At 57.7% G+C, this 13,266-nt stretch carries 9 protein-coding genes; 8 read left to right on the top strand and 1 reads right to left on the bottom strand.

Going from position 1 to position 13,266, the window contains the following annotated elements; all coding sequences use genetic code 11:
* Positions 1-9 precede the first annotated feature (9 nt).
* Positions 10-1,464, top strand: a complete 1,455-nt coding sequence (locus ACYG9V_RS26780) for an NAD-dependent succinate-semialdehyde dehydrogenase (protein ID WP_023727428.1) — start codon at positions 10-12, stop codon at positions 1,462-1,464.
* Positions 1,465-1,715: 251 nt separating this feature from the next.
* Here ACYG9V_RS26780 and ACYG9V_RS26775 read toward each other — a convergent pair whose 3' ends face one another.
* Positions 1,716-2,624 (bottom strand): helix-turn-helix domain-containing protein, encoded by a 909-nt coding sequence (locus ACYG9V_RS26775; RefSeq protein ID WP_023727427.1) that lies wholly within the window; start codon positions 2,622-2,624, stop codon positions 1,716-1,718.
* A 709-nt stretch (positions 2,625-3,333) separates the two neighbouring features.
* On the opposite strand from ACYG9V_RS26775, the gene ACYG9V_RS26770 reads away from it, so the two are divergent.
* From ACYG9V_RS26770 to ACYG9V_RS26740, 7 genes are all read left to right on the top strand, one after another.
* Positions 3,334-3,711, top strand: a complete 378-nt coding sequence (locus ACYG9V_RS26770) for a hypothetical protein (RefSeq protein ID WP_156929743.1) — start codon at positions 3,334-3,336, stop codon at positions 3,709-3,711.
* The gene (locus tag ACYG9V_RS26765) at positions 3,708-6,029 is read left to right on the top strand and encodes a N,N-dimethylformamidase beta subunit family domain-containing protein (protein ID WP_084014403.1); all 2,322 of its coding nucleotides are present in this window, start codon (positions 3,708-3,710) and stop codon (positions 6,027-6,029) included. Before ACYG9V_RS26770 ends, ACYG9V_RS26765 begins: the two co-directional genes overlap by 4 nt.
* Before the next feature lie 60 nt (positions 6,030-6,089).
* Complete coding sequence (locus ACYG9V_RS26760) at positions 6,090-7,655, top strand: ABC transporter substrate-binding protein (protein WP_023727423.1); 1,566 nt, start codon at positions 6,090-6,092, stop codon at positions 7,653-7,655.
* A complete protein-coding gene (locus ACYG9V_RS26755; protein WP_023727422.1) occupies positions 7,643-8,662 on the top strand; it encodes an ABC transporter permease in 1,020 nt (339 codons plus the stop codon). The genes ACYG9V_RS26760 and ACYG9V_RS26755 overlap by 13 nt, the downstream gene beginning before the upstream one ends.
* Positions 8,647-9,603: an ABC transporter permease gene (locus tag ACYG9V_RS26750; RefSeq protein WP_198018670.1), complete on the top strand. Its 957-nt coding sequence runs from the start codon at positions 8,647-8,649 to the stop codon at positions 9,601-9,603. Before ACYG9V_RS26755 ends, ACYG9V_RS26750 begins: the two co-directional genes overlap by 16 nt.
* Positions 9,600-11,402: a dipeptide ABC transporter ATP-binding protein gene (locus ACYG9V_RS26745; protein ID WP_023727420.1), complete on the top strand. Its 1,803-nt coding sequence runs from the start codon at positions 9,600-9,602 to the stop codon at positions 11,400-11,402. The genes ACYG9V_RS26750 and ACYG9V_RS26745 overlap by 4 nt, the downstream gene beginning before the upstream one ends.
* A 191-nt stretch (positions 11,403-11,593) precedes the next feature.
* Positions 11,594-13,021: a gamma-aminobutyraldehyde dehydrogenase gene (locus tag ACYG9V_RS26740; protein ID WP_352762269.1), complete on the top strand. Its 1,428-nt coding sequence runs from the start codon at positions 11,594-11,596 to the stop codon at positions 13,019-13,021.
* The last annotated feature ends 245 nt before the right edge of the window (positions 13,022-13,266 follow it).

Raw genomic sequence — 13,266 nt, 5'->3', positions numbered from 1 at the left:
CGAGTCAAAATGCGCGCCCTCAACGATCCCAGCCTTCTGAAATCACAGGCGTATATCAACGGTGCCTACTCCGGCACGCCCAGCGTGAATGTGACGAATCCCGCCACCGGGGACGTGATCGGATGGGTGCCGAACCAAGGGGCGGCTGAAGCGACCGCCGCTGTAGATGCCGCTTCTGTGGCGTTCCACCCCTGGGCCGCAAGGACGGCAAAGGAACGCAGCGTCATTTTGCGCAAGTGGTTCGACCTGATTCTTGCCAACCGCCAGGATCTTGCAACCATTCTGACAACCGAGCAGGGCAAGCCTTTTGCCGAATCCTTGGGCGAGATCGACTACGCGGCGTCCTACGTTGAGTTTTATGCCGAAGAAGCCAAGCGCATCGCGGGCGAAGTGCTGCCGTCGCATCGTGCCGATGCCCGCATCATGGTGTTACGCCAGCCGATCGGAGTGGTGGCGGCAATCACCCCGTGGAACTTCCCCGCAGCGATGATCACCCGCAAGATTGCACCAGCGTTGGCTGCTGGTTGCACCGTTGTGGTCAAGCCGGCCCTTGAGACGCCGTTGACGGCGTTGGCACTGGCCGAACTCGCTCATCGTGCTGGCTTTCCGGCAGGGACCGTCAATGTCGTGACCGGCGATGCGCGTGCTATTGGCGGCGTGCTCACCAGCCATCCTAAGGTACGACTGGTCGGCTTCACTGGCTCGACACCGGTGGGCAAATTGCTGATGGCGCAAGCCTCCACGACTGTCAAGAAAGTGGCTCTCGAACTAGGCGGCAATGCCCCTTTCATCGTTTTCGATGATGCAGACCTGGACGCCGCGGTGGACGGTGCCATGCTGTCCAAGTTTCGAAATATGGGCCAGACCTGCGTATGCACCAATCGCATTTACGTGCAGTCCACGGTGCACGACGCCTTTGTGGACAAGCTGACATTACGCGTCGACGCCCTCAAAATCGGCGACGGGTTCAGCGAGGGTGTCAATCAGGGGCCATTGATCACTGAGGCGGCGGTCCGCAAGGTCGAGGCGCATATTGCCGACGCGCTTGCCAAGGGCGCAAATGTTGCCACGGGTGGCGGCAGGCATGCTCTCGGACACACCTTCTTCCAGCCCACGATTCTTACCGGCGTGACGGCAGAAATGACTTTGGCGCAAGAGGAAACCTTCGGCCCACTAGCGCCGGTGTTCCGCTTCGAGACGGATGACGAGGTCGTCGCAGCGGCCAATGACACAGAGACTGGCCTCGCGGCCTATTTCTACGCACGGGACGTGGGCCGCATCTTCCGTGTTATGGAGCGACTTGAATACGGCATGGTCGGCATTAACACCGGATTGATCTCGACCGAACTCGCACCCTTTGGCGGCGTCAAGGAGAGCGGCAACTCCCGTGAAGGATCGTCCCACGGCATCCTGGAATTTACAGAACTCAAATATGCATGCATGGGCGGACTGGCAGCCGAGTGACTTCGCCGTATGAAGAAGAAGACCGGTCGTGATCACTTGGCCGATGGGTGGCCGCGTGGGGGCCGCGGACTGACAGGTCGCCCACCGCCCATTGATATCCCACCATGATCCCAGGACGCGTTTTGTCAGCGATCTGATTCGCCGAGCGCGGGCGGCCGTCGGGATGCCGCTTGGTCGGTGCGGGTAAGGAGACGCTGACGAATGCCGACCGCAACTTCAGCCTCGGCGTGAGAACATTTTGCACGGACCCTCTAATCGACCTTAGCGAGGTGTGAACCACCTAGCCGGCGCTCACTTGGGGTCATCCCGTAGTACTCTTTGTAGCGGACGGCGAAATGTGACTGGCTGCAAAAACCACAAGAGTAAGCAATCTCGGCAATCGGAACGGGCGACGAGCTGCGCACAGAAGACGATCTCAAGAGGCGGTCCGCTTCGCGAAGTCGAAGCCTCAAGAGCTCGCGGCCGAACGTGGTCCCGTGTATCTGAAAGACTTTGTGGACGTAGCGCGGCGAAACCCGCAACGAGTTGGCCGCGTGCTCGGGAGCTAGGTCCGGGTCCCCGAAGTGGTATGAGAGGAAAGCCGAAAGCCGCTGGAACGTAACGTCGGACACAGCCGCCGTGGTGCTCTCGGGGATGTCGCGAACGTCACGAGTCTCCAGCATGAGGCACATCAGATCGAGAATGTTGTCTTCGGTGCGTTTCAGAACGCTGGCATCGAGCGACGGCACCATATGAAAAGTTTGCAGAGCCAATTGCGCTACAATGGGCACCAGACCTGCATTTGCTACGTCTCGACGCCCGTACCTATCGTCGAGGAAGGGAAGCCGCTCGCGGATGAAATTAGCAGGCACTTTGATTGTGACATTCTGTGTTTCGTTTCCGATTTGGGTCCAATAACCCTCGGAAGAATTCAGAATATACATTTCTCCAGGTCCAACGTCGGCTTCAATGCCACGTTGGCCAAAACGCTCGCGTTCCCTTGTTGGAAAGATGAATATCACATCTTCGGTATCGGTCGACTGATGGCGACGTACAGTTCGAACGGCATTGGCCGAGAATTTTGAGATCCCGATTTTATGAAGCTGCAAGGCAGTGAGGCTGCCCTCAAACGAGGCCGGATCCGTGGGAGTGCATTCCAGTGGGAAGTAGACTTCCTGCATGTAGTCGCACCAAAGCTGTGCGCTACGACCCTGTCTCGCCTCTCGAGTTGTGAACAATGTTTTGGTTAAAGGCTGCACGCTCCACTGCTCCCGCGCACGGTCAGCAACGGTAGTAGCAAGCCACACCCCAGGTCAAGCAAGTCGGGACCCTGCGGCCTTAATCCAGGCATCAATCGGCCGCGGGTCATCGCCAACGGTGCAGACCCACAGCGTGAAAAGCGTCGGCAATTCCCTTTTTGATCCGTCTTGTCAATATCGAGACTTGAGGGAGGACGCAGCGCTGAGGTCTCGGCCGCAACACCTTCTGACAGCTCGACGCGCCCGGTCTTTCTTAGGTTGCGCTTTGACCCCCGGGCTGCCGACCTAAGGAACCCTGGGCCTTCCATGGGCGACGCCGCTTTACAGCGGTTCAAATCTGGTACCCTCACCAATTGCGTGCCTGGAGCCCGTGCGCCCTCGGAAAAGTCACCGTTCACTGTGGTGATATACGGTGCCCCCTCCCACTCCTATTCTCTGCAAAATTGACCTGCTGTGATGGCACCAGGCCAGAAGCATGCGGTGCCCAACTCTCGGGGTGCATCAATCAATCGTCACCTACCGCCTGAGGAGATAGTAGAATGCAGATCAAGCGCCCAGGACGCGAAGCCGGCGAGATCATGTTTGTCGGGCAGATCTGAGAGGCATAGCGATGCGCACCAGTGAGCACCGCATGACTGAGTTGAGCGACGTTTTCAAGCGACGTTTCAACGCTCGGCTCCTTGCAGATTTTACGGATGACGTCGTCGCGGCTTATCAAAACGCTCCGCTTGGCCCGCACGATGACAAAACCGCCAGGGTGGTTCGCGCCTTGGGCGGTGCCGCCATTGCTGACAAGGAGATCGTTATCTCGCTCGGCGCAAATGGGCCGTGGGCTATCGGGCGGATCGCCTTGGGCAAGGCCGGAAATTTTGTGCGCCTGGCGGATACTTTCACCAGCTACCAGGACGCGCTGAGAAGCGTCTTTTCAATACGCCACCAAGCATTTCTTGCGACTTTCAGATCTCCCGGTGAATTGCGCCTGAACGAGGGAGCGGGGAACAAGCCATGACGAGCCGCCCCCAGCAGATTTTTGGATACAGCGATAGGTTCGCGGCGCGGCCGGGTGAGGCGTTGTCCTTTCACGTCAGCTGTGAATATGTGGCAAATTATCAGGCGTCACTTGTCAGCCTTCGTCACGGCTTTACTGGACAGGCCGGCCCCGGCTTCCTGGAAACGGCGGTCCCGGCAGAGTTTGAAGGAACCTATCGCGGGGCGTGGTTCGCCTGTCAGCCTGGCTCCTATGTCGAAGTTCTCGACGAAACTGGTGTGCTGGGTGCCCCCGACGACTTCTTGATCGAGGCCCATATTTTTCCCACACTGCCTCAGGGGACGCGCTCCGGGCATTTCGGCGCCTACCATGTGACACAAAACTCGTTCGGCGAAAGTTCGGGTTTTCAGGCCGTACTGGGCAATTGGTCCGAGGCTACCCAATCCGGTTACGCCTTGGTCCTCGACGAGGGCAAACCGGCTTTCATCTGGAACGACGGCGTCGCCACAAACAAGCTATGTCTGGACGCCCCGGTCGAAGCCCATCAATGGTATAGGCTCAGGGTTCGGATCGTCGCCCGCGACGGCAAGGTCCACCTTGAGCAGACCCCAGTCAGCAACATAATGAATCGGTTCTCTGCCCTGGCGACCGGGCTGGCCCCGCAATCGGCTTCTGCGTCGACCTCCGGGCAGTGGTCGCTGAGCGAGGCGCCGTTCCGGATCGGTGCGTTGGCGCGGCGGGACGGATACCGGTGGCTCTCGGCCAACGCCTTCAACGGAAAGATCGGCGGCATCAAGATCTGGCGAGGCCAATCGGACCGCACGGGAGACCTCGTTGCGGCCTGGCATTTCGGGCGCAGCGACCGCGCCGACAGCCTGCTGCTTGACGACGTCATGGATCAATCACCCAACAAGCTCCATGGGCGCTGCTACAATGCGCCGACCCGCGGTGTTGCTGGGCACCGGTTTGCCGGTCTGATCGACGATTTCCGCCTCGCGCCTGATGAGTATGACGCCATCCACTTCCATGACGATGACATCACGGATGCGGAATGGCCGGCGGCCTTTTCGTTCAAGATCCCGGAGGCCCTGCCCAGTGGCGTCTATGCGGTCAAATTGACCAGCGAGGATGCCGAATATTACATTCCATTCTTCGTCCGAGCAGGGAAGAAAAAGGCCGACATTGCCGTCCTGTTCTCCACTGCGACCTATCTTGCTTACGCCAATGACAGAATTGCGTTCGAGGCGAACGGCGCCGAAATCATAGTCAGCCGCACGCCGATCATCGACCGCGCCGATCTAACCCTTCAGGATCATCCCGAATTTGGAAGGTCCTGCTACGAAATCCACAATGACGGCTCGGGCGTGGTGTTCGGTAGTGTGCGCCGACCCATACTGACCCTGCAGCCCAAGCATCGTGCGTGGTTCCAGGCGGAGGGCGTGTGGGGTCTGCCGGCGGATCTCTGCATTGTCCATTGGCTTGAGATCATGGAGCTCGGGTTCGATCCAATCACGGACGAAGACCTGGACCGCGAAGGTTTTGAGCTGTTGCAGGACTATAAGGTGGTGATAACCGGCAGCCATCCCGAATACGTGACACGCAACGAAATCGCCGCGATCGACCAGTTCTGCAGCCGCGGCGGTCGCCTGATGTATTTGGGCGGGAATGGTTTCTTCGCCACCGTGTCGTTCGACCCCGAACAACCGTCCCTGATGGAGCTCCGGCGCTCCGATGCTGGCACCCGTCCGCATCAGTCGCCGTTTGGCGATAGGCGCCACACCACGTCGGGTGAGATCGCGGGCCTTTGGCGCAACAAGGGGCTTCCTCCGCAACGTCTCGTCGGCGTTGGTTTTGCGGCGCAGGGGTTCGACCGTTGCACCTACTACCAGCGTCTGGAAGACAGCCATAATCCCATAGCCGGCTTTGTCTTCGAAGGCATCGGCGCCGACGAGCAGATTGGCGGATTCGGAATAATGGGTGGTGGGGCGGCCGGCGCCGAAGTTGACTGCTATCAGCCGGTCCTCGGAACGCCCCCTCAAGCACTGCTCCTTGCGACATCTGGCCCGCTGTCGGACGCATACCTGCTGGCTGCTGAGGAGGTTTATGAGTCCATTCCTGGAATTGGGGGCACGGAACAGCCGGGCGTTCGCGCGGACATTGTTCTTTGTCCGCTAAGCGGTGGCGGCGGGTTCTTCTCGGTAGGCTCGATCGCCTACACCGGCTCTTTGTCGCACAACAGCTATGACAATAACGTCGCACGAATGACCGGCAATGTGCTTCGCCGGTTCCTACGGCCGGAGCCACTCGACGTCGTCCTTAGAGAAGCTGCAATCGCATGAACGGGCCGCTCACCAAAATAGCAAGTTAGGTGAGAATTCGAGCAACCAAGGGGAACAAAAATGTCGAATCTGCAGAACCCAAACCTTTCAGGAATTTCGCGTCGCGACGTTTTACGAAGCGGCCTAATTGGAGGTGCTGGCCTTGCCTTCGCAGCGTCCTCGGGCCTGTCGGCCTTTGCTCAAAGCTCGGTTCCAAAACGAGGTGGCAATCTACGTGTTGCCTTTCTCGGCGCGACCCCGACCGAGACGCTGGATCCGCACGCGGGGGTGGTCCAGCAGGACTTCGCGCGCGCCCTCGGACTTTATGAGCCGCTGGTGGAAATGCAGGCGGATGCCAGCATCAAAAACGCTTTGGCAGAATCCATGGAGCCGAACGCGGATGCCACCGAATGGACCATCAAACTTCGCAGCGGCGTCAAATTTCACGACGGAAAGACGCTATCGGCGAAGGACGTGGCCTTCACCTTTCAGCGGATTGTCAATCCCAAGGCGCCGCTGAGCGGGGCCATTACCCTGGCGCCGCTCGATGTCGACAACATGAAGGTGGTTGACGATCTGACGCTCAAGATCCCCATGAAGGTGCCGTTTGCGGTCTTCCCAGAATGCATCTGTTCGGCGGTTTACTATGCGATTGTGCCGGAGGGGTTTGACCCGGCCAAGCCCGTCGGCACAGGCCCCTTCAAATTCCAGAGCTTTACACCGGGACAGCAAAGCACGTTCGTGCGATTTGACGACTACCATGGCGGTGGCGCATATATCGATACGCTTACGATCACGTCCTTCGCCTCCGACGTTGCGGCGTTCAACGCGCTGCAGAGCGCGCAGGTGGACGCGCTCGCAGCGGCCCCTCTCTCGCTGGTCCGCCAGGTAGGAGCCGGCGGCGCCATCAAGGCCCTGATTTCGGAGCCTGGGCAATGGACTCCGTTTACAATGCGTGTCGATCAACCGCCATTCGACAAGCCCGATGTCCGCAAAGCCTTCCGGCTGTTGGTCGATCGCAAGCAGATGATCGATATTGCCCTGAGCGGCTATGGCGAAGTTGGCAACGACGTCTTCTCCCGCTGGGACCCCTTCTATGACACTTCTCTACAGAGAACTCGCGACGTTGATCAGGCCAAGTTCCTGCTGAAAAAGGCCGGCGAGGAAAATTTGGCGGTCGAACTGGTCACATCTGACTTCGCTAACGGTGTTCCGCAAATGGCGCAGGTATTCGCACGACAAGCTCGAGACGCAGGCGTCACGGTGTCGGTGCGGCAGGTAACGCCGGACGTTTTTTACGGTGACCAGTATCGCCAGTGGAATTTTGCTCAGGATTTCTGGCTGCATTTTCCATACCTGCCCCAAATTGCTGAATGCCATTTGCCAGGCGCTACCTTCAACGAGACTCACTGGGGGAACGAGCAGTATATTAAACTGTATAACCAAGCCGTTGGGACAACAGACCCGGCTCTTCGGAAAGAGATTGTTCATGCTCTGATGAAAATCGACTTCGAAGAAGGTGGATATATCATTCCGTCATTCAACAAGATGGTAGATCTTTTGGCGAATAACGTGGAGGGACTCACGCAGGCTCGCACCGGTTACGCGATGGGACACTTCGGATGGAAGTCTGTGTGGCTATCGTGACGACACAGGAGAAATCAAGCGGAACGGCCAAAGCCCAGCATCAGTTACTGAGGTTTGCCGTTCGTCGTGTCTGTCTTGGCGCGCTAACGCTCTTCGCGGTCTGCGTTGTGGTTTTCCTGGCGACCCAAGTTCTGCCTGGCGACGCGGCGCAGGCGGTCCTCGGGCGCAGTGCGACGCCGGCACGCCTGCAGGAAATCCGGACTCAACTGCACCTTGATCAGCCTTTGATGATGCAGTTCTGGACCTGGGTTTCGGGAATCTTGACCGGCGATCCGGGTCGATCCCTGGTAAACGGTACACAGGTTTCGGCCTTCGTTTATCCGCGCGTAATCAACTCCGCCATGCTGCTGTTGTTGACATCGGCCGTCAGCTTCCCGGTCTCGATAATTCTGGGCGTGGTGGCAGCCTTGTACTCTGGCCGTTTCATGGACACCGGAATTTCCATCGTCGCCTTGTCGCTAGCGGCGCTGCCTGAATTTGTGGTTGGCATCCTCCTGATCCTTCTGCTGTCGACATCCGTGTTCCATCTCCTGCCGGCGGTTTCCCTGGTCCCACCTGGTAGTTCGGTCCTGCAAAACCCGATCATTCTTGTGATGCCGGTACTGACCCTCTCGGTGGTCTGCTTCCCGTATTTGTTTCGCATGACACGGGCGTCAGTGATTGAAGTTCTGGGGAGCGAATACATCGAAATGGCCCGGCTGAAGGGGGTCAGCACTCCAAGGCTCATATTCGTTCATGCATTGCCAAATGCACTTGCCCCAGTCGTTCAAGTTATAGCCCTTACCTTAGCCTATCTCGCTGGTGGCGTGGTGTTGGTTGAATTCGTTTTTGGATATCCCGGCGTGGGTCAAGGGTTGCTTGACTCGATCGTTGCTCGGGACATCCCGGTGATTCAGTTGATCGTCCTTCTTCTCGCTGCGGTCTACGTCCTTCTAAATCTTACCGCTGATTTGATCGCAGTGTTACTCACACCAAAGATGAGCGCTCACCAATGGCAATCGACTTAAACGGAAGAAGCGCACCGTCCATGATAGGCACGTGTTGGCGGTGGTTTCGCGATCTGAAAGCCGGCGCAGCCGGTCTGGTGATTGGACTTCTCATTATCGGCGGCGCCATCTTCGGCCCTTTTTTGGCTCCTGTGCCGCCCACTGATTTCGTCGGTTCGCCGTTTGACCTTCCCTCGCCATATGCACTCCTGGGAACGGATTTCATGGGCAGAGACGTATTTTCGCGCGTGCTCTCGGGTGGTGTACAGGTCCTCGGGTTGTCAGCCGTCGCGACGGTTGCCGGGGTACTCATCGGTACATTGCTGGGCATTATCTGCGGATATCTGAAAGGGAAAACCGACGACGTCATAATGAGGCTGTTGGACGTGGCGATGGCCTTTCCACAAACTGTTCTTGCGCTCCTGTTCGTTAGCATAGTCGGGCCAAAGCTATGGCTGATCGCACTTCTCGTCGCCGCAATCCATGCGCCGCAAGTTGCTCGCGTCATGCGCTCCGTGGCTCTTCGTGTATCGGAGGAAGATTATATCCGTTACGCCGAGGCGATCGGCGTGTCTACGACGCGGATTATTACGCGAGAGATCCTTCCAAATCTGGCCGCGCCCTTAATGGTTGAGTTGGGCCTGCGCTTTTCCTATTCGATTGCACTGATCGCCGGACTGGGATTTCTCGGTTTGATGGCGGATCCTTCCGTTCCCGATTGGGGAATGATGATCAACGAAAATCGAATTGGCCTCCTTTTGAACCCTTGGGCCGTCGCGGCGCCAGTGTTCATTCTTGCGGTTCTAACTATCGGAACCAACGTTTTTACTGACTCGCTGGCTCGGACGAAGCGTGGAATGCCCGCCGCGGATGTCGACGACACCATCAGCGATGAGATACTCGCCGATGGACAGGTAGCCGGCTTCGGTAATGGCCCTGGTGCGGGCAAGGAGAGGCTATGACTGTGCATCCCAGAGAAACGGACGGCCTTGGTACTGCTAGTCTAGCGCTAGAAATCAGCAATCTACGTGTGTCAGTCGCCGAAAGCGACGTGGACATCGTTCAGGGTGTTTCACTTGCGCTTGCCCCCGGAGAAATTCTGGGCTTGGTCGGAGAATCTGGCTCCGGAAAGACGACGGTGGGGCTCGCAGTCCTGGGTTATTGTCGGAAGGGCCTCACGATTGGCGGAGGGTCGATAAAGATTGACGGACAAGACGTCCTGTCAATGGGAGCCGGAGAGCTTCAGAAAGTTCGAGGGCGCCTCGTATCACTAATACCGCAGGACCCAGGTACTGCGCTCAATCCGATCCTTCGCATCGGAACCCAACTGGCCGAATGCTTCGATCAGAAGAACTCGGTCACGGAGGAAATGCTGCTGGAGCTGCTTCGTCTGGTGAAGCTGCCTGTATCGCCTGAATTTCTTCGCGCGTATCCGCACCAGCTCTCCGGCGGGCAACAGCAGCGCGTTGGCATAGCCATGGCGTTTGCAAACCGCCCGCGGGTAATCGTGATGGACGAACCAACCACGGGCCTTGATGTGACGACGCAATCCCACGTGCTCGACACCATTCGCAGTCTATGCAACGAACACTCCGTCGCGGCGATCTATGTGAGCCATGACCTTGCGGTTGTCGGAGCACTCTGTAACCGAATAGCTGTTATGTACTCTGGGCGAATTGTCGAAGTGGGAAGCACTTTACAATTGCTTTCTAGCCCAGCACATCCCTATACGCGGGCGCTAATTCACGCGGTGCCTGATCTAGACCGCAAATCCGCAGTTAGCGGCATCCGGGGCAGTGCGCCCGAGCCGTCTCGCCGTCCCAGAGGGTGCGCGTTTGCCCCGAGATGCGACGCAGCGGAACATCGCTGCACCACCTCAATCCCAGAGGCTACAGAAATCAGAAAGGGTCAGTACGTAAATTGTGTAAGGGCAGATGAGATTCAGGCTATCTCAACTCCGATTCGATCGATTGAGCTTGAATCCGCCGCCGACCGCCCAGTCGCTTTGGAGGTTATAGAGCTGGAAGCGTTTCATGGAAGCGCTCGGATACTCAAAGGGCTTTCCTTCAAAATTCGTCAAGGCAACTGTGTTGCCCTGGTGGGGGAATCGGGATCGGGTAAAACGACAACGGCACGTTGTCTGGCTGGGCTTCATCGTAATCAAAATGGCAAAATCATCTTCGATGGTAAGATGATACCCCCGCACGCCTCTCACCGGTCAGTCCATGCGCGTCGTCGGATTCAGTACATTTTCCAAAATCCGTACGCGTCCCTGAACCCGAGGAGAACAATCGGCCAGTCGGTGGCCATGGCGCTTGAACAGTTTGAGTCAACGTCGAGCGCAGAGATGCGTAGGCGCGTTCTTGCCTCATTGGATGAAGTGTCCTTACCCTCCGCATCCGCCAATCGATATCCGCATCAGCTCTCGGGGGGTCAACGACAGCGCGTGGCGATCGCACGCGCGTTGATAGTCGGCCCCGAATTGCTGATTTGTGACGAGGTAACCTCCGCTCTGGACGTGTCGGTTCAAGCCGTTGTGGTCGAACTACTTCAGCAGCTTCAGCGCGATCACAATCTCGCGATGCTCTTCGTCACACACAACCTGGCGGTGGCGAGCAATATTGCGCAGCATGTTGCGGTCATGCAGGGCGGGCACATCGTGGAGTTCGGTAGGGTTGAGGATGTCCTACGCGCGCCAGCCGCAGACGAGACACAAAGACTTCTAGCGGACACGCCTAGATTTGCATTTTCAATGGCCTAGCCCGGCCCTGCGCGTTCTGATCGAGCCACCTCAACTCGGTTTCCTGGTTGGAATGATATCGAAGCGTCGCTCGAGCACATCGCCCGTTTGACTGTGCTGCGCCGTGCGTAACTTTCTGCACTTGGCGAACTGATCAAGGACAAGTCTTGCGGCGACAAGATCGCGGCAAACTGAGACCATAAGGAGAATTCATGGACACTGAGTTGCTGATCGGCTCTAGCTTCGAACCAGGAACTGAGTTTGAGGAGACGATTTTTAACCCCAAGACCGGTGGAAGAATCATCGACCTTGCTGAAGCTTCTGAAGGCCAAATCGATGCAGCGGTCCATGCTGCTGAAAAAGCATTCAGCCGCTGGTCGCGCACCACGCCAGCCGAGCGCTCGGCTTGTCTTTTGCAGATCGCTGACGCCGTTGAAAGACATGCCGAAGATTTTGCCGCACTCGAAGCACTGAATTGCGGCAAGCCGATCAACTCGGTGCGCAATGATGAATTGCCTGCGATCATTGATTGCTGGCGCTTTTTCGCTGGCGCCGTCCGATCTATGCACGCGCCTGTGGCCGGAGAGTATCTGCCCGGCTATACCTCGATGATCTGCCGCGATGCAGTGGGTGTTGTCGGTTCGATAGCGCCGTGGAACTATCCTCTGATGATGATGGCGTGGAAGCTCGCACCAGCAATAGCTGGCGGCAATACAGTCGTTTTCAAGCCCTCAGAGCAAACCCCGCTTACCGCACTGAAGATGGCGCGGCTCTTGGCGGACATTCTTCCCGATGGCGTCGTCAACGTTATCCTTGGTCGCGGGGAAACGGTGGGAAATGCGCTAATCAATCACCCCAGCATTAGCATGGTGTCGATCACGGGCGACATCGGCACTGGGAAGAAAGTAATGCATGCCGCCGCCGCGACGATCAAGCGGACACATCTGGAACTTGGAGGGAAGGCTCCGGTCATCGTTTACGACGATGCAGATCTCGAGGCCGTGGTGCAGGGCATCCGTACGTTCGGATTTTACAACGCGGGCCAGGACTGTACGGCCCCGTGCCGTATCTATGTGCAGGATAGAGTCTATGATAATTTCGTCGCAGATCTGAGTGCTGCGGTTTCTACAATCCGCTACAATCAAAGTGACGACAACAGCAACGAGATTGGCCCCCTTGTCTCGAAGCGCCAACGGGACCGCGTCGCAAGTTTCGTTGAGCGGGCGGACGAGCAAAAGCACATCCAGGTCACCACAGGCGGTGCCACCAGTGGCGAACAAGGGTTCTTCTATCAGCCAACCGTTATTGCCGGTGCGACCCAGGACGACGAGATCGTGCGTCGTGAGGTCTTCGGGCCGGTCGTTTCAGTTACTCGTTTCACAGACGACCAACAGGCCGTGGAGTGGGCGAACGACAGCGACTACGGATTGGCCTCCTCGGTTTGGACAAGCAATATCTCCAAAGCGATGAGCGTCGCGTCGCAGCTCCAGTACGGTTGCACCTGGGTCAACGCCCATTTCATGCTCGCGACAGAAATGCCCCACGGCGGCGTCAAGCAATCTGGATATGGCAAGGATATGTCTATCTATGCGCTGGAGGATTACACATCAGTACGCCATGTGATGATCAAGCATTCGTGAGCAACGCGTTCCGGCGGTCAGTTCACAAAGTTTGGAAGCTGGCAGACCTTGATGCCTACCCCCAGTTCGGCGATCCGCCGGCTGGTCGTCGGATGCTCATGGCCCATGGTATTATCGAGCCACGCGACCAGACCAAGCGTGTGTCGAGCGCCTTCGGCGGGCCTATATTCGCAAGACCGAGGCCCGCTTTCGCAGGGCGGTTCCCGAAAGCCGCCTGACAGGAATCGGCCCCATTTCAGACCACT

The organism is Mesorhizobium sp. W016, assembly GCF_054719485.1.
The sequence above is the reverse complement of the archived record's forward strand: the minus strand, read 5'-3'. Positions and strand labels throughout refer to the sequence as shown.